18 protein-coding genes are annotated in these 24,550 nt (G+C 40.3%); 8 read left to right on the plus strand and 10 right to left on the minus strand.

Annotated features, from left to right (window positions below):
- Window position 1 precedes the first annotated feature (1 nt).
- The 6 genes from nrdR to queA all read right to left on the minus strand — a co-directional run bounded on the left by nrdR (window position 2) and on the right by queA (window position 6,314).
- Window positions 2-451: a transcriptional regulator NrdR gene (nrdR, locus tag M1F14_RS20425; protein WP_042846947.1), complete on the minus strand. Its 450-nt coding sequence runs from the start codon at window positions 449-451 to the stop codon at window positions 2-4.
- 239 nt (window positions 452-690) lie between these two features.
- Entirely contained in the window at window positions 691-1,659 is a 969-nt protein-coding gene (gene secF, locus M1F14_RS20430) for a protein translocase subunit SecF (RefSeq protein WP_042846948.1), read from the minus strand.
- Between the two features lie 10 nt (window positions 1,660-1,669).
- A complete protein-coding gene (gene secD / locus M1F14_RS20435) occupies window positions 1,670-3,517 on the minus strand; it encodes a protein translocase subunit SecD (RefSeq protein ID WP_071547706.1) in 1,848 nt (615 codons plus the stop codon).
- A gap of 26 nt (window positions 3,518-3,543) precedes the next feature.
- Complete coding sequence (gene yajC, locus M1F14_RS20440; protein ID WP_004905542.1) at window positions 3,544-3,876, minus strand: preprotein translocase subunit YajC; 333 nt, start codon at window positions 3,874-3,876, stop codon at window positions 3,544-3,546.
- Window positions 3,877-4,027: 151 nt separating this feature from the next.
- Complete coding sequence (tgt, locus tag M1F14_RS20445) at window positions 4,028-5,155, minus strand: tRNA guanosine(34) transglycosylase Tgt (protein WP_042846950.1); 1,128 nt, start codon at window positions 5,153-5,155, stop codon at window positions 4,028-4,030.
- Window positions 5,156-5,243: 88 nt separating this feature from the next.
- Window positions 5,244-6,314, minus strand: coding sequence for a tRNA preQ1(34) S-adenosylmethionine ribosyltransferase-isomerase QueA (gene queA, locus M1F14_RS20450; protein WP_042846951.1), 1,071 nt, complete (start codon window positions 6,312-6,314; stop codon window positions 5,244-5,246).
- A 483-nt stretch (window positions 6,315-6,797) separates the two neighbouring features.
- Between queA and M1F14_RS20455 the strand changes: the two genes are divergently transcribed.
- The 4 genes from M1F14_RS20455 (at window position 6,798) to ggt (ending at window position 11,099) form a co-directional block, all read left to right on the plus strand.
- The gene (locus M1F14_RS20455) at window positions 6,798-7,406 is read left to right on the plus strand and encodes an ACP phosphodiesterase (protein WP_042846952.1); all 609 of its coding nucleotides are present in this window, start codon (window positions 6,798-6,800) and stop codon (window positions 7,404-7,406) included.
- Between the two features lie 223 nt (window positions 7,407-7,629).
- Window positions 7,630-8,232: a peroxiredoxin C gene (locus M1F14_RS20460; protein ID WP_042846953.1), complete on the plus strand. Its 603-nt coding sequence runs from the start codon at window positions 7,630-7,632 to the stop codon at window positions 8,230-8,232.
- 269 nt (window positions 8,233-8,501) lie between these two features.
- Window positions 8,502-9,122 carry a hypothetical protein gene (locus M1F14_RS20465; protein ID WP_042846954.1) on the plus strand — a complete coding sequence of 207 codons (621 nt, stop codon included), beginning with the start codon at window positions 8,502-8,504 and terminating at the stop codon, window positions 9,120-9,122.
- A 210-nt stretch (window positions 9,123-9,332) separates the two neighbouring features.
- Complete coding sequence (ggt, locus tag M1F14_RS20470) at window positions 9,333-11,099, plus strand: gamma-glutamyltransferase (RefSeq protein ID WP_071547704.1); 1,767 nt, start codon at window positions 9,333-9,335, stop codon at window positions 11,097-11,099.
- Window positions 11,100-11,215: 116 nt separating this feature from the next.
- Here the strand turns inward: ggt and brnQ are convergent, their stop codons facing one another.
- From brnQ to phoB, 3 genes are all read right to left on the minus strand, one after another.
- Window positions 11,216-12,541: a branched-chain amino acid transport system II carrier protein gene (gene brnQ / locus M1F14_RS20475; protein ID WP_048608400.1), complete on the minus strand. Its 1,326-nt coding sequence runs from the start codon at window positions 12,539-12,541 to the stop codon at window positions 11,216-11,218.
- A gap of 491 nt (window positions 12,542-13,032) precedes the next feature.
- Entirely contained in the window at window positions 13,033-14,343 is a 1,311-nt protein-coding gene (gene phoR, locus M1F14_RS20480) for a phosphate regulon sensor histidine kinase PhoR (protein ID WP_166685952.1), read from the minus strand.
- Window positions 14,344-14,366: 23 nt separating this feature from the next.
- Window positions 14,367-15,056, minus strand: coding sequence for a phosphate regulon transcriptional regulator PhoB (gene phoB / locus M1F14_RS20485; protein WP_042846958.1), 690 nt, complete (start codon window positions 15,054-15,056; stop codon window positions 14,367-14,369).
- 248 nt (window positions 15,057-15,304) lie between these two features.
- Here phoB and sbcD point away from each other — a divergent pair, with 248 nt between their 5' ends.
- From sbcD to M1F14_RS20505, 4 genes are all read left to right on the plus strand, one after another.
- Window positions 15,305-16,510 (plus strand): exonuclease subunit SbcD, encoded by a 1,206-nt coding sequence (sbcD, locus tag M1F14_RS20490; RefSeq protein ID WP_048608403.1) that lies wholly within the window; start codon window positions 15,305-15,307, stop codon window positions 16,508-16,510.
- An 11-nt stretch (window positions 16,511-16,521) separates the two neighbouring features.
- The gene (locus M1F14_RS20495; RefSeq protein ID WP_181469086.1) at window positions 16,522-20,205 is read left to right on the plus strand and encodes an SbcC/MukB-like Walker B domain-containing protein; all 3,684 of its coding nucleotides are present in this window, start codon (window positions 16,522-16,524) and stop codon (window positions 20,203-20,205) included.
- A 606-nt stretch (window positions 20,206-20,811) separates the two neighbouring features.
- The gene (locus tag M1F14_RS20500; protein WP_042846961.1) at window positions 20,812-21,411 is read left to right on the plus strand and encodes a nitroreductase family protein; all 600 of its coding nucleotides are present in this window, start codon (window positions 20,812-20,814) and stop codon (window positions 21,409-21,411) included.
- 429 nt (window positions 21,412-21,840) lie between these two features.
- Window positions 21,841-22,140, plus strand: coding sequence for a hypothetical protein (locus M1F14_RS20505; protein WP_048608407.1), 300 nt, complete (start codon window positions 21,841-21,843; stop codon window positions 22,138-22,140).
- Between the two features lie 204 nt (window positions 22,141-22,344).
- On the opposite strand, the gene M1F14_RS20510 is transcribed toward M1F14_RS20505, so the two are convergent.
- Window positions 22,345-24,294, minus strand: a complete 1,950-nt coding sequence (locus tag M1F14_RS20510) for a bifunctional 2',3'-cyclic-nucleotide 2'-phosphodiesterase/3'-nucleotidase (protein WP_042846963.1) — start codon at window positions 24,292-24,294, stop codon at window positions 22,345-22,347.
- Between the last annotated feature and the right edge of the window lie 256 nt (window positions 24,295-24,550).

Consider the following 24,550-nt stretch of genomic DNA (forward strand, 5'->3'; position numbering starts at 1 on the left):
GTTAGTCCTGTAATTTAGCGATTTCTTCGCCAAACTCACGCACATCTTCAAAACTACGGTAAACAGAAGCAAAACGAATGTAAGCGACTTTATCGAGTTTTTTTAACTCATCCATGACTAAGCTACCAATAAGTTTAGAAGGAACTTCACGTTCTCCTGTAGCACGAAGCTGGGATTTAATTGAAATAATCGCTTGTTCAATGTCATCAGAGCTGACGGGGCGTTTTTCTAGCGCTTTTTGCATACCGCGATTAAGTTTTTCTTCATCAAACGGTTCGCGTACATCGTCACTTTTAATAACCCGAGGCATCACGAGTTCAGCCACCTCAAAGGTCGTGAAACGTTCATGACAAAGCAAACATTGGCGGCGCCTACGGACTTGTGCGCCTTCACCAACCAGACGCGAGTCGATGACTTTCGTATCTACAGCTGAGCAGAATGGACAATGCATAACGTTTCCTGGATCTATTTACGGAGACATAGTTTACCCTACTATGCAATAAAAAACACCCTAGAAGATGCCTTCTAGGGTGCTCGTAACTCTTCATATTTCGTGCTGTGAGGGTGTTGTTAGCTGCATTGCGCTACCCTTAGTCACATAGTTTATTATGCTCCTCGGGATATCACTCGTTTGCAGCCAACTCACGGCACCAACTATTTGAAGTGCTAATTGGCTTAGCCAGTTTTAAATTAAGGCAGTAATGACTCTTGGTCTGCACCTTCTTTTTCGACTTTCGCCTGCATCAAGTGCTCGCGTTTCATTCCCATCTTCAGTGCTAATGCAGAAGCCACATAGATAGATGAAATAGTACCGATGGTTACACCGATTAACATAACCAATGAGAAGCCTTCCAGCATAGTGCCACCGAACAGATACAGCATCAGAACCACTAACAACGTTGTGGCCGATGTCATGATGGTACGGCTCAATGTTTGTGTTAAAGAGACGTTCATGATTTCGTACGGCGTACCACGACGAATTTTACGGAAGTTTTCACGGATACGGTCAGAAACAACGATACTGTCGTTCAGTGAGTAACCAATTACTGACATCAGTGATGCCACGATTGTCATATCTATTTCGATATGAAACAGAGACAAAATACCTAATGTGATCACCACGTCATGAGCGAGAGACAATACAGCCCCCGCGGCTAATCGCCATTCAAAACGAAAGCCGACATATACCAAGATACAAATTAGTGCAGTTAACAGTGCTAAAGCCCCTGTTTGCGCTAATTCGGCCCCGACACTCGGCCCAACGAATTCAATGCGTTTTACCGTCGCTTTATCATCTACACTCTGGTTAATGATGGTGATAATTTCTTTACCAACCTCTTGACCCGCAGCGCCTTCGATTGGCGGGATACGGATCATGATGTCACGGCTGCTACCAAAGTTCTGGATTAATGGATCTTTATGAGCCGAGTTAGACAAGCTATCTCGAATTTTATCCAAATCAGCAGGCTGACTTAAGTTGATCTCGATAACTGTCCCCCCAGTGAAATCTAACCCCCAGTTAAAACCTTTGAGGCCGATAATCACAAAAGAAGCGATCAGTAATACGATAGAAATACCAAAGGCAACGTTGTCCCAGCGCATAAAGTCATAGACTTTACGACCATAGTTCAATTGTTCAACAGAATAATCCTGTGCCACAACGTGCTCCTTAAATTGACAGCTTGTTAATACGTTTACCGCCATAAAGCAGGTTCACGATTGCACGTGTACCAACAATAGCTGTAAACATAGAGGTTGCGACACCAATCGCTGTCGTAATCGCAAAGCCTTTAATCGACCCTGTACCCACTGCATAGAGAATAATAGCCGTGATTAATGTCGTTAAGTTTGCGTCTGTAATACTTGAGAAGGCGCCTTTATAACCTTCATGAATTGCTTGTTGAACAGACCTTCCGTTCCGCAACTCTTCTTTGATACGTTCGTTGATAAGAACGTTGGCATCGACTGCAACCGCAAGGGTGAGGACGATACCAGCAATACCTGGCATAGTTAGTGTCGCCCCCGGTAACAGAGACATAACCCCAACAATTAATACCAAGTTCGCCATCAGCGCACTACTGGCAATCAAGCCAAATTTACGATAGTAAATAATCATAAATAGAATTGATGCTAATAGACCCGCGATACAAGCTTTCAGGCCTTGTTCGATATTTTGCATACCCAAAGTTGGGCCGATGGTACGCTCTTCGACAATTTGGATTGGCGCAATCAACGCTCCCGCACGTAACAATAATGAAAGTTGACGAGCTTCTGTACCATTGTTGATGCCTGTGATACGGAATTTGCTACCAAAGCGAGCCGAAATACGTGCCGCGTTGATGACTTTTTCATCTTTCACTAAAATTGAACGGCCTGCTGCATCTTTTTTACCACTGTCTTTGTATTCAACAAACAGGGTTGCCATCAGTTTGTCTTGGTTATCACGCGTAAAATCGGACATGATAGAACCACCAGAACTATCAAGGCTGATGCTTACTTGTGGTGCACCATTTTCATCGGCTTCAGATGTTGAATCCGTAATATGATCCCCCGTTAAGATAACACGCTTATACAGTACATAAGGCATGCCTTCACGGTCATATTTCACTTCTGAATCACCTGGCACACGGCCACGTTCAGCAGCGGATGAATCAACACTGGTATTCACCAAACGGAATTCTAATGTTGCTGTAGCACCTAAAATCTCTTTTGCTCGAGCGGTGTCTTGAATTCCGGGTAATTCAACAACAATACGGTCAGCACCTTGACGTTGGACAAGTGGCTCAGCAACCCCTAATTGGTTTACTCGGTTGCGGATGATGGTAATATTCTGAGAAACCGCATAGTTACGAGCTTCACGTAAGCGCTCGTCGGTCATCACAGCGATCATCGTGTTGTCGCTACCATCACTAAACACTAAGTCTGGATATTTACGTGCTAGTGCTTTTTCTGCTTGGCTACGATCATCTGCGTTACGGAAACGGACTTCAACGCTATAATCATTGCCTTTACGAATAGAAGAGTACGCAATGCCTTCTTGACGCAGGTCATTACGTAAACCATCCATGTTTTGTTCCTGCAATTTACCTAATGCAGTGTCCATATCAACTTCCATCAGGAAGTGAACCCCACCACGCAAGTCAAGGCCGAGCTTCATCGGCTCACCGCCGATCATTTCAAGCCACTTAGGCGTCGCAGGTGCAAGGTTTAATGCAACAACATACTGATCACCTAGTGCATTCATGATCACTTCACGAGCACGTAACTGAACATCAGAGTTGTTGAACCGGGCTAAAATTGCCCCATTTTCCAGAGAGATTGATTTGCTCTGAATTTTATCATCTTGTAACGATTTTTGGATTTGGATCAGCGTTTGTTCATTGGCGGCGGTTCCCCGCACGCCAGTGATCTGAACAGCCGGATCCTCACCATATAGGTTTGGAAGCGCATAAAGCAGACCGATGAGGATCGCACAGATCAACATCAGATACTTCCACAAAGGATAACGGTTTAGCACGGCAGTTCCCTTCGGGAGAATCAGAATTAAATTGCTTTCATTGTGCCTTTAGGTAAAACAGCAGCAACGAAATCACGTTTGATGGTTACTTCTGTGTTCTCACTCAGTTCAAGAACCACATAACCGGTTTCAGATACTTTAGTCACACGCCCGATTAAACCGCCTGTTGTTAAAACTTCATCACCTTTAGTGATAGATTCCATCAATTTACGGTGTTCTTTCGCACGTTTTTGCTGTGGACGCAAAATCATGAAATAGAAGATCAGAGCGAAAACAACAAGCATGATAACCATAGTATATGGGCTACCTTGCGCTGGCGCACCTGCTGACGCTGCTGCTTCAGAAATAAAAAAACTCATTCAACTTTCCTCATTGTTTTATTGAAAGCAATTTAAAAATATACTCTATAAATACTTCGAATTACATAAAGCTAATAAGCGCATGCGCCTCAAAGTATGGTAAGTATCAGATTGATATGCTACACAGATTAGTAGCATTTCGCACTTAAATTCACTCGATATTTAATGAAGGTTCGGGTTTACCAATCTTCTGGTAGAAATCTTTCGCAAACTCTTCAAATTTTCCATTTTCGATTGCTTGGCGAATACCGGCCATCAAACGTTGATAATAACGTAAATTATGAATGGTATTGAGCCTTGCACCAAGAATTTCATTACACCTATCAAGGTGATGTAAATAAGCGCGGCTATAATGGCGACAAGTATAGCAGTCACAATCGGCATCCAATGTCGATGTATCTGATTTATACTTAGCATTACGAATTTTTACCACGCCATGTGTGACAAATAAATGCCCATTACGTGCATTTCGTGTCGGCATCACACAATCAAACATATCAATGCCACGGCGAACACCTTCCACTAAATCTTCCGGTTTGCCCACCCCCATTAAGTAACGTGGTTTATCTGCCGGAATTTGAGGGCAAACATGCTCTAAGATGCGGTGCATATCTTCTTTTGGTTCGCCTACAGCTAGGCCGCCTACAGCGTACCCATCGAAGCCAATTTCCACCAGCCCCTTAACTGAAATATCTCGTAAATCTTCGTAAACGCTGCCTTGGATAATGCCAAATAGTGCATTTTTATTGTTCAATTCGTCAAAACGTTGGCGGCTACGAGCAGCCCAACGTAACGACATTTCCATTGATGTCTTTGCGTAATCCCAATCTGCCGGATATGGCGTACACTCGTCAAAAATCATCACAATATCTGAACCGAGGTCATACTGAATTTCCATTGATTTTTCAGGGCTTAGGAAAATTTTCTCACCATTTATTGGGTTACGAAAATGCACGCCCTCCTCTTTAATTTTGCGCATAGCGCCAAGACTAAAGACTTGGAACCCCCCTGAATCCGTCAATATCGGCCCCTGCCATTGCATAAAATCATGAAGATCACCATGGAGCTTCATGACCTCTTGCCCTGGACGCAGCCACAGGTGGAAAGTATTCCCTAGAAGAATTTGAGCACCCGTTTCTTTTACTTCTTCAGGTGTCATGCCTTTTACAGTACCGTAGGTGCCTACTGGCATAAACGCGGGGGTTTCTACCACACCACGCTCAAATACTAAGCGACCACGACGTGCATTGCCGCTAGTCGTTTGTAATTCATATTTCACGTTTGCCTCCAAGCATCAGAAAAACAGTCTGATGCTGTCGATAATATTAATTTGCTAAGCTAGCAGCCAACGCCACCGCTCGAACTGATTATTCCCCAATTTTTTCGAATGGTGCATTCGCATTGGGTGTGATGAACATAGCATCACCGTAACTAAAGAAACGATACTTTTGTTCAACCGCCTCTTTGTACGCATTGATAGTATTTTTATATCCCGCAAACGCAGAAACTAACATAATTAATGTTGATTCTGGTAAGTGGAAATTAGTGATAAGTGCGTCTATCACTTGATATTCATACCCGGGATAAATAAAAATCTGGGTATCATCAAAAAATGGAGCAATCAAGGCATCTTGGCTAGCTTTAGCCGCACTTTCCAGTGAGCGCACAGACGTTGTCCCTACAGCAACAACGCGATTGCCACGCGCCTTACAGGCTAATACCGCATCAACCACATCTTGTGGCACTTCCGCATATTCGGAGTGCATAATGTGATCTTCGATAGTATCAACACGAACAGGTTGGAAAGTACCTGCGCCGACATGTAAGGTAACAAATGCCATTTCAACGCCTTTTTGGCGCAAAGCTTCAAGTAAAGGCTCGTCAAAGTGCAAACCCGCCGTTGGCGCTGCTACAGCCCCCGGTTTTTCACTATACACAGTTTGATAAAGCTCTTTATCCGCTTCTTCATCAGGCCGGTCGATGTAAGGGGGTAATGGCATATGACCAATTTGGTTTAAAATGCTCAAAACATCCCGTTCATCATCAAAACGCAGTTCAAATAAGGCACCGTGACGCGCCATCATCGTGGCTTTGACACTTTCATCTTCACCCAACAACAGTTCAGCCCCCTCTTTCGGTGCTTTTGATGCGCGAACATGGGCCAATACACGGTGTTGATCTAACATACGCTCAATGAGAACTTCAATTTTACCGCCGCTGACTTTGCGACCAAACAACCTTGCTGGGATCACGCGGGTATTATTGAATACCAGTAAATCCCCTTTCTCCAATTTTTCTAGAACATCTGTAAAAACACCATGCGTTAGCTGCCCCGAGCTTCCATCCAGACTTAATAAGCGGCAAGCGCTACGTTCCGCCTGTGGATAGTGGGCAATCAGTTCTTCAGGTAATTGAAAAGTAAAATCAGAAACACGCATTGTATTGACATCAATCTAAAAAAACAGGCGACTAGTCTAGTGCCGCACCGCCTTTGGCGCAAGAAATAAGCGCAAAATAGTATAAATATTCGCCATTATTTAACAAATATTTTGTTAGCAAAAAATTCTGCGCACTATTTATCCATTCAAAGAATGAATTATTTCTGTTTTGCTAAGATTTCATGACAAATTTATTTCAATCTTTTTTCTTTTGTTTCTCAATACTGATACCTATAAGCTGCAAATTAAGAAAGGTTTTTTACTCCATTTCAAGTCATGCCCTGTAAGTTTCGAATTAAACGTAATTACTGCTATAGTTTGAGCAATCAAAAAGTTAGCTAAGCTGCGCTACATGCCCTATGGGTTTCGAATCACAGGTAGGCAGCAAGTAAAGATATCCCGATGAGCATACATGAGTATGTGATTCGGGTGGCTTTACAAAGCTAACACCCCAGTGGTTTGAAAGACGACGGACATTTTAAAGTGAATTATTTAGCACACCTACACCTCGCTCATATCGCCCATAGTTCCCTATTGGGTAACATCATGGCTGACTACGTCCGCGGTAACCCTACTGGGCGATACTCACCTGAGATTGTCGCGGGTATATTTATGCACCGAACCGTCGATAGGGTCACCGACACTCACCCGCTAGTCAAAGAAGCGAAAGGCCTATTTCGTGATGAGTACCGCCGTGTTGCCCCTATTACATTAGATTTAGTCTGGGATCATTTTTTATCGCTACATTGGTCAACTCTTGAACCGACTCTGCCACTAGTAGATTTTGTGCGCTATTGCCGAAAAACAATTGAACCTCAACTGTGTCATACTCCTGAAAAATTCCAAGAGTTAAATGAATACTTGTGGCCACAACACTGGCTAATTCGTTATGCAGATAAAAACTATATAGGCAAATCACTCAATGGTATGGCCAGAAGGCGGCCAAAACTGGGGGCGCTAAGTGGTTCATTTGATGATTTTTTATTGCAATATAATCAGCTTGAAAATATTTTCTTCCAATTCTACCCACAAATGATGGCAAACGCGCTGCAACATTTTTTTGTACAAGATGTCACAATTAATACAAAGTAATAAATTAAAGCTTGCACTTTAATGGAATAAAACTATCTTATTGATATTAATTTCATAAAGCATTATGATTGATAGGCAAAACCTATCACAATAATTGGTTTAAATGCCTTTATTATCAAAAGATAATTCCTTATTCTTTTGGAAGTCTATGTCCTAAATATCCGTTTAGATTAAAAATGGATAAGGGCAAAAAACCTTTAATTCAAACTCATAGGAGTAAATTATGGTTCTGGTAACACGTCAAGCCCCTGACTTTACTGCTGCTGCTGTTTTAGGTAACGGTGAAATTGTTGATAACTTCAACCTGAAAAACCACCTGAACGGTCGTCCAGCTGTCATCTTCTTCTGGCCAATGGACTTTACTTTCGTTTGCCCTTCAGAGCTGATCGCATTTGACCACCGCTACGAAGAATTCAAAAAACGTGGTGTTGAAGTGGTTGGTGTTTCTTTTGACTCTGAGTTTGTTCATAACGCATGGCGTAAAACCCCTGTAGATAACGGTGGTATCGGTGAAGTTAAATATCCGATGGTTGCTGATATCAAACGTGAAATCATTAAAGCATACGGCATCGAACACCCGGATGCAGGTGTTGCACTGCGTGGTTCTTTCCTCGTCGATAAAAACGGTATTGTTCGCCACCAAGTAGTTAACGACCTACCATTAGGCCGTAACATCGATGAAATGATCCGTATGGTTGACGCTTTACAATTCCACGAAGAGCACGGTGATGTATGCCCAGCTCAGTGGGAAAAAGGTAAAGAAGGCATGAATGCATCTCCGAAAGGCGTTGCTGATTACCTGACTAAAAACTCTACCAAACTGTAATCAGTGATATGAGTTTTTAAAAAGCGGGCAGATGCCCGCTTTTTATTTGCCTAAAATCCCCATTATTCGCTACATATCATTACATCAGAAAGTTCCCAAATCACGCCAAAACCTCACTTTCCCCCCTCATTCTTACTGTAAACCCTACTCCATTTATAATATGGTTACATTTAGCGACATTTAGTTACAAATTCATCATTTTTAGATGCTCCAATTAAACTATCGCATCTTTAATTTAAATAAAAATAACGAAAACTAGGTATAGGAAAATGAACTTAAAACTCGCAGCCTCAGTGGCTATTATCAGTGCATTGCTTGCTGGCTGTGACAACAGCCAAACCGCATCTGAAAGTAACTTCAAAAAATCCATCCAAGACTACCTTGATACTAGAAAAGTTATTTGCATCAATGTCGGTCAAATGCCAGCAGGCTTTATCACGAAATTTAGCGCTCGTAATATTGAACAACTCGATACCTTAGTTGATGCGGGCTTGCTAGCTAAAGCTGAAAAACAAGTCACCATGAAAGACATGTGGAGTGGGGAACATACTGGCGAAGGGGTTGAATATACGCTGACTAGTGAAGGTGAGAAATTCTACGACGAAAAACAATCTCAATTTTCGGGACGCGGTAGCTTTTGCACTGGCAAATTAGTCGTCAATGAAGTCACAAACTTTACTGAACCCGCTGAACGCGGTGGGCAGAAAATCTCTATAGCCAACTATACCCAAAAACTGGAAGATGTGGCTCCATGGGCTAAAAATGAAAAAGTGATGGCGGCTTACCCACAAATTCAATCAGCACAAACACATGCTGAGCGTGCACAACAAAGCCCTCTCATTTTAACCAATAATGGCTGGGTCCACATGTCGTTGTTTAACAAAAAATAATATACTTTACGGGCTCTTTTTGAGCCCTTTTCCTATCCATATTTAATCCCTGCTTATTCATAAATAACCCTACCAAGTTAACACTTATTAACTCAAATATTCAACATTCCGCACTATTGTATGCTATACATTAAAAACACAAATAATTAACAAATCATTCATATTATTAATTTGTGTTACATCAAACCTTACCTTAACTGGGAGATACTAATGATCAGAACATCATTACGCCCTGCTGCTTTATTACTTTCCTTATTATTTTCAACTCAACTCTTTGCCGCATCAGAACCGGCCGTTGAAGCCAAGAAAGGCATGGTTGTTTCATCCCAACATTTAGCCTCGCAGATTGGTGCGGATATCCTCAAATCTGGTGGTAATGCGATAGATGCAGCTGTTGCTGTCGGTTATGCCCAAGCGGTTGTGAACCCATGCTGTGGTAATATTGGCGGCGGCGGCTTTATGACCATTCATTTGGCAGATGGAAAAGATTTATTTATCAACTTTAGAGAAACCGCTCCTGCCGCAGCAAGTGCTGATATGTATCTCGATAAAGAGGGTAAGTTAATCAAAGATGCCAGCCTGTATGGCTACCTAGCTTCCGGTGTACCGGGAACGGTCAAAGGCTTAGACTACGCCTTAGAAAAATATGGCACAATGAGCCGTCAACAGGTGATGGAGCCTGCTATCAAATTAGCTAGAGAAGGTTTTGTACTAACCCGTGCAGATACCGATGTGTTAGACACAACCACTGAGCGTTTTAAACAAGACCCAGAAGTCGCACGTATCTTCTTAAAACCTAATGGTAGCCCTTATCAACCAGGCGATTTATTAGTGCAAAGTGATTTAGCCAATACCCTAGAAAAAATTGCTAAAAATGGGCCTTCCGCCTTCTATGAGGGAGAAATCCCCAAAATTATCGAGGAAGCCTCAAAGAAAAATGGTGGTATTTTGACGGCAAAAGACTTTGCAGATTATACCATCACAGATACAACCCCTATTAGCTGTACATATAGAGGTTATAAATTCATTTCGGCGCCACCCCCAAGTTCTGGAGGCGTTACCATTTGCCAAACCCTCAATATTTTAGAAGGCTATGACCTCAAAGAAATGGGCTTTAATTCTGCGGATTATATCCATACGCTAACTGAAGCTATGCGCCATGCTTATATGGATAGAAATACCTTCCTTGGTGACCCTGAATTTGTAGATAACCCAACAGAAAAACTACTGAGTAAAACTTACGCGGAAGAATTACGTAAGGAAATAAAACCTAACCAAGCAACACCATCAACTCAAGTTCAACCGGGTATGGGACCACACGAAAAACCAGAGACGACACACTATTCTATCGTTGATGAAAAAGGTAACGCAGTTTCAACTACTTATACTATCAATGGTCGCTTTGGTTCTGTCGTGATCCCACCGGGGACAGGCTTCTTTCTTAACGATGAAATGGATGATTTTACGACTAAAGTGGGAGAAAAAAATCTATATGGTTTAGTACAAGGTGAGCGCAATTCTATTGCTCCGGGTAAACGCCCCCTGTCCTCAATGAGCCCAACCATTGTGACCAAAGATGGCAAGGTATTCTTAGTATTAGGCTCGCCTGGTGGCTCAAGAATTATTTCTATCACCTTACAAACAGCATTAAATATTATTGACCACGGTATGCCACCACAAGAAGCTGTTAATGCACCGAGGGTCCATCATCAATGGTTACCAGATGAAGTGTATTATGAGCAAAGAGGTGTCTCTAAAGATAGCTTAGCCCTGCTTGATAAAATGGGTTACAAGATGGTTGAACAAACCCCTTGGGGCGCAGCTGAGCTGATTATGGTCGCCATTCCAGAAGGAGCTGGCGTCAGTGCCAAATCATCAGGCAATGATTCTGCTGTTTCAGGAAAAGTACGTGAAGGCTTTATTTATGGCTCTAACGATGTCCGACGCCCTGCTGGGAGTGCCGTTGGGGTTGACTAATACCTGAAAAAAATGCCCCCGCCATAATGACGGGGGCATTTAAACTTGCGAACAAAGAAGGATAAAATGTATTTTCCTCTTTGTCTTATTAGCTAAAAATCAGCATGTGAATTAGATTACGCTTGTTTATGTTGCGCCGCCGGTGACACAAATTTATCACACAAAATTGCAACCACTAACACAACAATTGTTGGCAATACCCATACTAAATCTTGCTTATACAGTGGCATTGCTGTCATCCACTCAGGGATATACACTTTTAAGTGATCAGAGGCTTTAACTGCGCCAATTAAACCAACAACAAAACTAACTAACATGGTTGGGGCAATAACCACGGTCGGATTCTTCCACCACTTCAGAGTAAAACTCAATAAAATCAAAACAATACATGGTGGATAAATAGAGACCAACACGGGGTATGAAAACGCAATTAGTTTACTTAAACCAAGGTTTGATATCACCATGGAGAAAACCCCTAGGATCAAAACTAATTTACGATAAGAAATAGATACATAGCGGCTAAAAAATTCTGCACATGCACAGGTTAAACCAACCGCAGTAACCATACACGCCACAAAAATTAATACGGCTAAGAAGAAACTGCCATAGTTACCGAAAGTGTATTGTACATATGTATGCAGAATATCTGCACCATCTGCTGGGTTAGGGATTAAAGAACCGCTATTTTCGCCCAGTTTAAATAAGGATAAATAAACCAGCGTTAATAATACCCCAGCAATTAAACCTGCCCACATCGTATAACGCGTCAATAACGAAGAGTTTTCAATCCCCCTTGAGCGGGCGGCATTAACAATGACAATACCAAATACCATGGCACCAAGAGTATCCATGGTCAAATAACCATTAATGAAACCATTGGAGAAAGCCATTTCACGGTAATCTACCGTTGAAGGGATTGGGTCGCCTGCAGGCCACATTACCGCAGCCACGCCTAAAATAGCTAAAGCAAGCATTTTTACAGGGGCCAAGATGTGCCCTACGCTATCTAGTAATTTACCCGGATACAGTGAAATACCAATAACTAAGACAAAGTACACTAGGCTGTAGATCAGTAACAACATGTCAGATTCACCACCAAATAATGGTGCGATACCGACTTTATAGGACACTGTTGCCGTTCTTGGTGTAGCGAAAAGAGGGCCGACAGATAGATAAGCAATAACCGCGAGTAGTAACCCTGCCGTTTTCCCCACTGGGGTACTAAGAGCTTCAATCCCCCCACCCACTTTAGCAAGGGCAATAACGGTTAAAACGGGTAGACCGACACCTGTAACAAGAAACCCAAGTGCTGCCGTCCAAACTTGTTCCCCTGCCTGCAAACCAACCATAGGCGGGAAGATAATATTCCCAGCCCCAACAAATAACGCAAAGGTCATAAAACCTAATGCGATGATATCTCTAGATGATAAACGATGAGCCATATTATGTTAATTTTTAGTGACGAAAATAGAAAGTTATGGGTTTACACTTAGCAACCCTTTGAAATATATATAGCGAGATAGAATTCTGAGAAACATACTATTAACAATACAAAAAGGTATGTTCTTTTGCATTTGACAAAATGAAAAATTAATAAACAGAAAAATTCGCCAATAACTGACAACAAGTAGAACTTTTATAGGGCAAAAAGGCAATAGCAAACGTGAAAACAAGAGTAAATCACTAAACTAATTTTCAGAACCAGTGATTCCTTTCAGTAAAATCACAATCCCCGTTATATGATTTGCTCGAAAAATAAACAACCCATCATTTTGTCACCCCCATATTTCGATAATTTTCAGGATATATTTTTTCAAAATGAACAGTTGGTGGGATAAAATATAAAAAAAATGAATTAATAGAATTAATCAATCGATTAATAAAAAGAATCCACTTTATTAATATTTTGATTCTATTAATAAAGTGGAATTATTTATGACTTTTTAAGGTTTTTATCATCAACAATTAACACCGTTGGTAAAGTAAATGAAAATTCACTCCCTTTACCAATCTGGCTAGTCACCACTAATTGGCTACTATGATGTTGAACCGCATGTTTGACGATAGCTAACCCAAGACCTGTCCCACCGCCACCTTGCCGTGAACGCGCTTTATCTACCCGATAAAACCGCTCAGTGAGGCGTGGAATATGTTCTGCAGGGATACCTGGACCATTGTCCCTCACGCTAAAACGTGCACCACTATAATTTCTTTGCCAATCAACCCAAATCTTTGACCCTTCCGGTGTATGACTTATTGCGTTATACACTAAGTTTGCAACCGCGCTACGTAACTGCTCTTCATTGCCATGAACCCGCAGTTTTTCATCAATATTAAACACAAACTGATGACGCCCCTGACTTAAACTCAGAGCTTCTTGCTCAATCATTTTGAGAATCAATGGGATATTAACTTGTTCATCAAGGTTGATTTGTGGGGCAATTTCAATACGGGATAACTGCAACAGTTGCTTAACTAAATTATCCATCCGCTGAGTTTGCTCTTGCATAACATGCAAGGCTTTTTTATTAACTGCAGGTACCCCTTCTTGGTCATCCATCACTTCAAGATAACCCTGAATAACGGTAAGAGGAGTACGTAATTCATGGCTTACATTCGCAAAAAAATCCCTACGAGCCTTTTCCAAACGGCGTTTTTCTGTGACATCTCGTGCCACCATCAATAGCTGCCCTTCGGTATAAGGTAAGATACGAAACTCAACAATCTCACCACTATTAAGCTCAATAGTTAGCGCTTGCTCGTAATTTTTAATGGAAAAATAACGGCTAAAATCAGGGTAACGCAACAAATTAAAAATATGTTGGCCATTATCTTCTGGCCAGCGAAAACCCAGTAAAGCTTGGGCGTGACGATTACACCAAAAAATCGTCCCTTCGGTTGTCATCATGACTACCGCATCAGGTAAGGATTCAGCACCACTTCGAAAACGTTTAATTAATTGGCCTAATTCACGACGGCGCTTACGGTTACGTTGCTGCATCTGGTAGATACCGTAAAAGATAGGCTCCCAACCTCCACGCCCTTCCGGTGGCAGCATACTTTTATCTAACCAGAGCCAATAGGAAAGTTTTAATAAATTATACCCATGCCAAACCAGCGCGGCCAGCAGTGATATCACCAATAGCCAAGGTAAGTGGCCAATAAAAACTGATAATATCAGTGCTGGTAAGATAAATAAAAACAGCCCTAAAATCAGCTGTTTAATGGATAAGCGTTCAAGCACGCATGCCTCTCTTTAGGTAGTTTTCAATAACGAACCGAGAAACGATAACCTGTACCGCGCACAGTTTGAACCATTTTATCATGCCCACCAATTTCCAACGCTTTTCGCAAACGCCGAATATGCACATCTACAGTTCTATCTTCCACATACACATTAGCCCCCCAGACATAATTCAATAACTGTTCACGGCTATATACACGCTCTGGGTGGGTCATAAAGAAATGTAAGAGCTTATACTCTGTCGGCCCCATATCAATAGGCGTCTCATTACTGGTCACACGATGGGAAGTTGGATCTAGCGTTAACCCATTCATTTCAATAATATCTTCTGTTGCCATTGGTGAAATGCGACGTAAAATCGCCTTCACTCGGGCAATTAATTCTTTTGGGGAAAACGGCTTAATCAAATAGTCATCAGCGCCAACTTCTAAACCTTTTACGCGATCTTCCTCTTCTCCCCGAGCCGTCAACATCATGACTGGAACATCACGCGTGGCGCTATCACGCTTCATGTGTTTAATCACTTGGATACCAGAACCACCGGGGATCATCCAATCAAGTAATACTAAATCAGGTAAAGGGTCGACCATCTGAGCGATGGCACTGTCATAATCATCAGCTTCAATAGGCTGAAAACCATTCTGTTCTAACACAAAACAAACCATTTCTCGGATGGGCGCTTCATCTTCAACAACTAGAATGCGTCTTGCCATGATTGTTCCTGTAAACTAAGAAGACATTTTTAATGTGAACGCATTATGCGTCACTTTTATGACAGAATTATGAATATCAATCTATATAGTACACATTCCTCTATATTTTAGCGGTTAAATGTCATCTAAGTGAAATATTTCCGCAATAGATGAGAAATTAATTGACTTTCCCCTATGAATTAGCGGGATCAGGTATACTGATTTGTAGAATATTCATAGCTCTTAATGATGATAGGAATTGATTACTCATGCGCATTATTCATACTTCTGACTGGCACCTTGGTCAGTACTTTTTTACCAAAAGCCGTGCGCCTGAGCACCAACACTTCTTAAATTGGCTCGTTGAACAAGTCGAATTATACCAAGTTGATGCCATCATTGTTGCTGGCGATATTTTTGATACAGGCTCCCCACCAAGCTATGCACGTGAGTTATACAATAAGTTTATTGTTAATTTGCAAAAAACAGGGTGCCAATTAGTGATATTAAGTGGCAACCACGATTCCGTCTCTGTGCTCAATGAGTCTAGCGCATTGCTTAGCTATCTTAATACTCACGTTATAACTTCAAGTAGTGAACCCAATGTTATTACCTTGTGCGATAAACAGTCACAGCCAGCCGCTTTAGTGTGTGCAATTCCATTTCTGCGACCACGCGATATTCAACTAAGTATTGCGGGGCAAAGTATTGAAGAAAAACAACAATCATTGCAAACAGCGATCCATAACCATTACCAAGTCAGTTATCAACTAGCCCTTGAACAGCGTACAACAATGGGGTTAGATCTTCCTATTATCGCAACAGGGCACCTAACCGTTGTCGGTGCCGCTTTAACGGATTCTGTTCGTGATATTTATATCGGTACTTTAGATGCTTTCCCATCAGGGGCATTTCCCCCCGCAGATTATATCGCTCTTGGGCATATTCATCGCCCTCAGGTTATTGGCGGGAACCAACATATTCGTTACTGTGGTTCCCCCATCGCACTAAGTTTTGATGAGACATCCCAGCAAAAAAGTATTTGTTTGGTCGAATTCAATGGCGCTAAACTCACTCAAATCACACAACTAGAAATCCCTATTATTCAACCACTGCAAAGCATTAAAGGGTCATTAAAAGACATAGAAAAACAACTCGAAGCATGGGGAAATTACCAAGGCGATAAGCCCGTTTGGCTAGATATCGAGGTCGCTTCCCAAGATTACCTTGCTGATATTCAACAACGTATTGAATCTCTAACACACAACCTACCCGTTGAAATTGTTTTGCTACGTCGCGCTCGTAAACTACGACAAGGGCAATCAACCACTTTAGCTAATGAAACTCTGAGTGAACTCAGTGTCGAGGACGTTTTCTTACGTCGTCTGGCTGAAGGGGAATTAGACGACCCTGAACGTGAGCAGCGTCTTATCCAACTATTTAAACAATCTTACGACGCATTACGCCAAGAGTAGCAAGGAGCAATATGAAAATTTTAAGTTTACGCCTAAAAAATATTAACTCCCTCAAAGGTGAATGGAAAATCGACTTTACCCAAGAGCCTTTTGCTAGCAATGGGTTATTTGCGATCACCGGCGCAACAGGTGCAGGTAAAACCACCCTACTTGATGCAATTTGCTTAGCTTTATACCATCGAACTCCTCGCTTAAAGACCATTTCTAACTCACAAAATGAGCTAATGACCCGTCATACTGGAGAGTGCCTAACAGAGGTCGAGTTTGAGGTAAAAGGCAAAGCTTATCGTGCCTTTTGGAGCCAACGGCGGGCAGGAGGCAAACCCGATGGGAATCTACAACAACCAAAAGCAGAACTCGCTACCGTTGCTGACAACCAAATACTGACAGTAAAAATAACTGAAATAAAAGATTTAATCGCCCAAATTACAGGCCTAGATTATGAACGCTTTACTAAATCTATATTGCTCTCCCAAGGGGATTTTGCCGCCTTTTTAAACGCATCTGAAAAAGAACGAGCCGACTTACTCGAAGAAATTACTGGCACTGAAATCTATAGCCAAATCTCGATATATATTTTTAATCAACATAAGCAAGCCAAAATTGATTTAGACCTACTGAAAGCTAAAGCTCAAGCTATTAATTTACTTAGCGAATCTGAACATCAATCACTGCTAGAAAAACAAACAGGGCTATTACAACAAGAAACGCAACTCAAACAAAAGCGTGACCACCACCAGCAAGCCATTAATTGGTGGAAGCAATTCCATCAGCTCACTCAACGAATGCAATCATTAGACAGCGAATTAAAAAATGCTGAGTTGGCGCTAGAGAATGCACAACCCCAATTGAAAAAATTAGCTGACAATAGCCCAGCAGAGCTTCTTCGCCCCTTATGGCAAGATATCGAGCGCCAACAGCAACTACTCACTGAACAAATGGAGAAACAAACTCGTCTGCATAATGCCTTAACGATAAAACAAGGTGAACGAACCCCTGTTCAACAAAAATTAATACAAGCCCAAAATGATTATCAGCAACATATTAATTTCACGAAACAACAGCACCAACTCATTGAGGAAATTGTTCGCCCACTTGACAATCAAATTGCGCAATTAAAGCAGCAACAGGTTGAATCTACTAAACAAATAACAGAGCAGCAGGCTTCTTTTACGCTGAAGCAACAACAAGTCATTGAAGCACAAAATCATATTCAAAGCGCAACCCAAGAATTAGCGCAGTTGCATATATTTTTAGAAGAAAAACATAAAGATGCCGACATTCATACGCAAATAGGTAGTTGGAAACAACAGAGCCAGTTTGTCTTTGAATTAGCCGACAAACGGGCTAATTTAACTCAAAAACAACAAACGCTCGCACATGAAACTCAGCAATTACAAAAAAACAACCAACAGCACTCACAACAACTAACCCAAAAACGTGCCGAACTAGAACAACACACGGCGGTATTTCGTCAATTAGAAGAACGCTACAAAAATAGCAAACAAGAACAAGACATTAAGGTTAACACTCAACGCATTGAGCAAATACAGAACCGCCTACAACACGCTAAGTTGCTGCCATTAATGTTATCCCAATACCTCGCAACTCAGGCACAGTTCCAGCAACACCACCTACAGCAAGCTGAAATAGCACAAGCTCTCGCTCAATCTGAAAAAGAGCTAGATATAACCAAGGTAAAAATTAATGAGTTAACCCCACTCATTAAACTAACAAATGAAAAGTTGCAGCTAGAGCGGAAAATTGTCAGTTTAGAAAATGAACGCCAACACCTTATCGCCGGTGAACCTTGCCCATTATGTGGAGCAACTGAACACCCAGCAGTCGATAAATATAAATCTATTCATCTGAGCGAAACACAAAGTCAGTTGAACGAGTTAACCGAAAAACTGGATAACCTCAAACAACACCATGCTGGGCTGGTATCATTATTAGCAACACAAAACCAACGCCAAAGCGAAAACATACAGCAACAGCAGAAAGTTAAAACGCAATTAGAAGAACTTACTCACCATTGGCAAAAAACATGTGAGCAAGCACTTACACCAAAACTTGCTCAGAACGAACAATCCGTAACCAAATTAATTGATGAGTTGACTTGCCAACTGGCCTCCCAACAAAAAATCGTTGCCGATTTTGCGACGTTGGAACACGAATACCAACAAGCAAAACACCAGCAACATGAACTACAAGCCAGTTTTAACCAATTACAGGCTGACCAATTATTAATCGAGGAACGCCTGAAATACCAAACACAGTTATTTGATGAAACCCAAAAAGAACAATGCCAGATACAACAGCGCGAACGCGAACAAATAGGTCAACTACAATTAGCATTAGCCCCTTTTGACCTCAAATTACCGGAAAGCGAAACATTTGATACATGGCTAACTGAAGTCACTCAACGGGGTGAGTTTTTTAATACTCAAAAAATGTTGGCACAAACACTCAGCCAACAAATTGATGTTAGTAATGCGACATTACAATCAGAGTCCAACCAGCTAAACAAGCTTAACCAACAGCTCGATAACGATAAACATCAATTAAAACGCATTGAAATCGATTTAGAACAGAAATCTACTTTGCGAAAAACACACCTTTCAGGGCTCCCTGTGAGTCAATATATTCAGAGATTGAATACAAAACAGGAAATGCTTTCCCAAGCACAGGAAGCACTGCATAAGCAACTCAATGAGATTGATAATGCAATTTCTGTAATGAATGGAAGTTACCAAGAATTAATTGAGATAACCCGTAAGACCACCACAGCGCGGGATCAGGCTGAGTCGCAATTCACACAAGCGCTGGAGAACAGCCCATTTAGCAGCCAACAAAAATTCCTCGATGCTTTATTAACCTCAGAGGAAAAACAACTGTTAGAAGAATTAAAGCAACGCGTCAATCAAAACCTTTTACAAAATCAAACACGCCATAAAGAATGCCAACTCGCGATAGAAGCGCTAAAGCAACAAGTGATTACGGGTTTTTCTGATATCCCTGAAGAGCAAATACACACCACTATTATTGCTCTTGATGAAGAAATTAAACAGTTAAACCAAGAACAAGGCCAAATTATTAACCAGTTAGGGATGGACAAGCAACTACGCCAGCAGCAGCAAGGTTTGCTACAGGAAATAGAAAAAAGCCAATTAAGCTATGATGATTGGAGCTACTTAAGTGGGCTGATTGGTTCCGCCGAAGGGGATAAATTCCGTCGTTATGCACAAGGGTTGACTTTAGACTGTTTAGTGTCTCTTGCTAATCAACAACTTGATAAACTACATGGCCGCTATTTATTACAGCGGAATCATCAGTCTAACCTTGAGTTGCAAGTCATCGATGGCTGGCAAGCTGATACCGTGAGGGATATTAAAACCTTATCTGGAGGGGAAAGTTTCTTAGTCAGTTTAGCGTTAGCACTAGCGTTATCGGACATGGTGAGTAACCGCACACAATTAGAATCACTCTTTTTAGATGAAGGCTTTGGCACTTTAGATGCTGAAACCTTAGATATTGCTCTTGATGCATTAGAAAGTTTAAACGCATCTGGTAAAACCATCGGTGTAATTAGCCATATTGAAGCAATGAAAGAACGCATTCCCGTTCAAATTGCAGTAAAAAAGGCCAATGGGCTTGGCTTTAGCGAACTCCCTGCACAGTACCGGGTAAATTGACTGCCTTTATGATAGTGAGTACACACTTAATTTGTTGAAATCCTAGGCTAAGCCATACAGAGAGAGCATGACAAAACAATTAACCATAGTATCAGCTTATTGGTTGTAACAACGAGCAATAAGCTGACCTTAAATTTGCTAAACCAACAAAACTGTACCACACTGAATGAGTCAAAAAATATATCAATGATAACTTTGGTGGCTCAAAATTTTAAATGACCAAAGGCCTTAACTAGCTAGATTGAGCTTAATTATTTATCACTTTACCTAGTGGGGTCTTACGCCACCCCATTGGGTTTTTCTTTTGAACTTATATATTATTGATGGTCTTTCTACTCTCTCAATTTTTTTCTTTCAATTTAATTTATTTTTCCTATTTATATTCCATAATATTCCTACGATCAACAAAAACAACACCTAATCAATTGATATTATTGAAAATAATAATATTTAAAACTTAAATCAAAATTTTGAACCTTATCGTTAAATTTTTTTTCTATGATTTTATCTCTAGCCCGTTATAGTAATAACCATTGAAACAAACTACGGCTTCTTAAATTTATTCCATAATAATGCCGTGCGCTAATGAAAAGCTAGGAGACCAAAATGTCTAATGCATTTATCGAAATGATTAAAAATCGCCGTACTATTTATAACCTTGGCGATGCTTTGCCGGTGTCTGAAGAGCATGTTACAAAATTGATTAAAGAAGCAGTAAAACATTCTCCATCATCCTTTAACTCCCAAACTTCACGTGTTGTGATTTTATTTGGTGCGGAACATAAAAAATTATGGAACATAACTAAAGAAGCATTACGTAAAATTGTTCCTGAACAAGCTTTTGCTGCAACAGAACAAAAAATTGATAGTTTTGCTGCTGGTGCGGGGTCGGTTCTTTTCTTCGAAGATCAAGATATTGTGACTGGTTTACAAGAACAATTCCCATTATATGCAGATAATTTCCCCATTTGGTCTGAACAAGCTAGCGGTATAGCACAATTTGCAGTATGGACGGCATTATCACAAGAAAATATTGGTGCTTCATTACAACACTACAACCCGTTAATTGATAATGATGTGCAAAAAACGTGGAATGTGCCAGCTAACTGGATATTACGTGCACAACTTGTTTTTGGCTCAATTAATGCGCCGGCTGGTGATAAAGACTTTATGGCTGACGAAGTGCGTTTTAAAGTTTTCAAATAATATACAAAACTTTCAAATAACCTTCCTACTGCATATTTTTGTGGGAAGGTTATTTTTCAATCTAATTTAAGTTAATACATTTTCGTCATCATCAGGGATACCTAATAATTCTAAATGTGTCAAAAATATTAAATGGCAACTTAATCCAAACTAACTAGATTTATCAATGATTATTGAAAAACTATTAATAACATTTAACTAAAAGATACATTTTCAATTCTACTCTCCTCCTTCATCTTTCATTGCCTTTTAACCCCCAATTAGAATGAAATACAAAAACACGTAATTATCAATCACATATAAAATTCAATAAAAAAACATTCAATATATTCTCATTTTTTATTTTGCATTGCCGATATTTGAACCACACTGAAATAAGAACACAAAAGCACTAATAATAGTGGCTTGTGTTATTAAGGGGGGTGGACTATGAAATGTTTATCTTTGCTAACATCTGCTATTGCTATAATCCTTTCAAGTTTTTCTTTCACCTATGCTAGTAATAATTATTCAGGAGGTGCAATTACATTTACAGGCTATGTCTATGAACCTCAATGCTCTATAAATATGGAAAGTAAAGAGCAAGTCAATATTAAGTGTTATCGAAAAGGAAAAGATATATCAATAACAGGTTCTTTACGTGGAGGCAAAACTGTAGAGTCTGATTATGTTAAAGTCGAATATGACAAAAATACAAAACTACCGATGTTGAATGTTTTTTATGAATAATTTATTTTTAATATTAAAATAGCTCGGAATATTTAATTTAAATACAGTCATAATATTCCGAGCATTATTTATCCAAAATAACAAGTTTGTAAGACTCATTTTATCTAGCAACACTTCAAGCATATTATCTCTATATTAACCAATTTATAAATATAAAAAAGCCCACCAAACGGTAGGCTTAAACTCAGATAACTACTTGAATAATTACTTAGCTGTTAAATCAACTTGGTAAATAGCAAAGCCAATCTCATCAGTACCAACCTGTTTCATTGGGTACTGAGCATTTTCTTTGATAAAGTTTGCTGCTTTTTCACTTGGCGCAGTTTCAAAGCGTACATCCAGCTTTTTGTCTGTTTTAATTGGTGTAAATGACCAATTATTAGCCGCCTTGGTAGCGATTTGCCCTTTATCTTTAGACTCTTTAGCGATATATGCAGCTAAAATAGAACGGTTTTCATCAGGGGAAGCAAATGCAATATTATTCTCACCTGTTCCCGCAAATTTACCGCCGTAGCCACGATAGTTATTCGTTGCTACTAAGAAAGTTGCTTTAGGATCAATTGGTTTACCTTGATAGGTTACATTTTTGATTCGGTTAGCATCTTTATTAATCGTTTGGCAATCAACATCATATTTTGCAGGCTGCGTCAGGTCGATTTGGTAATTTACACCGCTGATAGTATCAAAATTATAAGTTCTGAAACCATTCCAATTTAGTAAGCTTTGTGGTGCTGTTGATTGTGGGTCAATTTGATTAAACATCCCCGCAGAACATTCTAACCATTCCACAACATCTGCGCCAGTTGCTTTAACAACAACAAGTGTGTTCGGATATAAATATAAATCTGCCGCATTACGGAAGGTTAAATCCCCTTTTTCAACTTCAATAAACTCAGTTGGAGAATTTTTACGTCCACCCGCTTTAAATGGTGCAGCAGCTGCTAAAACAGGTAAATCAGCAAGGTCTGGGTCACCCTGAATAAAGTTTTTGGTGTAATCAACTTGGGCATCGTTAACAATTTGTACAGTTGGGTCACTTTGAACCAACGCTAAATAGCTGTACATATTTTCAGATGCTTTACCGATGTGTTTACCAACAAATTTACGCGTATCTTGGTGTTCTTTATCGATAATTTTAGCGAGAGATTCATCACGCTCAACAAGGGCTTTCTTATTAGGCTTATCATAAACAGGGCGCGCGTGAGCTGTCGCATCGACAACTTTCCAACCGCCATCATCATTATTTACGACTAAATCAACGACACCTAAATGATCGCCCCATTGACCTGGCATTACCGCAGGTACACCATTGACTGTACCTTTTGTAACGTCAACACCTTTAATATCGCTAAAGTCTTTGCTTGGGAATACACCGTGTGAATGGCCAAACATGATGGCATCGATACCTGGAACTTCACTGAGGTAATACACTGAGTTTTCAGCCATTGCTTTATAAGGCTCTTGAGAGAAGCCTGAGTGAGGAATAGCAACGACTAAATCGGCTCCCTCTTTTTTCATTTGAGGAACAAATTTTTTCGCAGTTTCAGTGATATCATTCACTAAAACCTTACCTTCTAGATTTGGCTTATCCCAAATTAGAATTTGTGGTGGTACAAAGCCGATGTAACCAATTTTGATGGTGTGTGTTTTACCATCCCTATCTTTAACAGGTGTATCAACAATAATGTATGGGTTAAAGTAATTTTCACCTGTTTTTGCATCAATAATATTCGCATTGATGTATGGGAATTTAGCACCTTTAATTGCTTTATGCAGGAAATCTAATCCAAAGTTGAATTCGTGGTTACCAAAATTACCTACTGTGTAACCCATCGTATTTAATAGTTTATGTGCCGGATGCGACTCACCCTCTTTTAAACCTTCGCCAACAATATAGTCAGCCAGTGGACTACCTTGGATTAAGTCTCCGTTATCGACTAATACAGAGTTTGTTGCTTCTTTTTTTGCGGCATTAATCAGTGTTGCCGTACGTACATATCCAAACTGTTCGGTTGGCTTGTCTCTATAATAATCAAAATCAATCAAGTTACTGTGAACATCTGATGTTTCCATCACTCGTAAATCAACCGTTGCGGCATTCGCATTAAATGCGACTAGCATAGCAAGCGTTGAAAGCTTCAATACTTTATTCATGTAATCCCCTTCGTTGCCATTACTGAGAGAAAATCGCCTCTCAAATTTGTATTTTCATCCCGCGCTATTGAACAATTAACAAACAAAAATAGCGTTAAAAATTTACACTATGTGCATAGCATCAATCTTTAATGATAATACACTGCAAACAGTAACCATTTTTTGTGACTAAATCACGGTTTTCATCTTTTTATCAAGCCTGATTTTTATATCGGTCACAAAAATGAATTAATAGTGACAAATTCACATCAAATAA

Source organism: Providencia sp. PROV003 (assembly GCF_045040775.1).
Lineage (GTDB): Bacteria > Pseudomonadota > Gammaproteobacteria > Enterobacterales > Enterobacteriaceae > Providencia > Providencia huashanensis.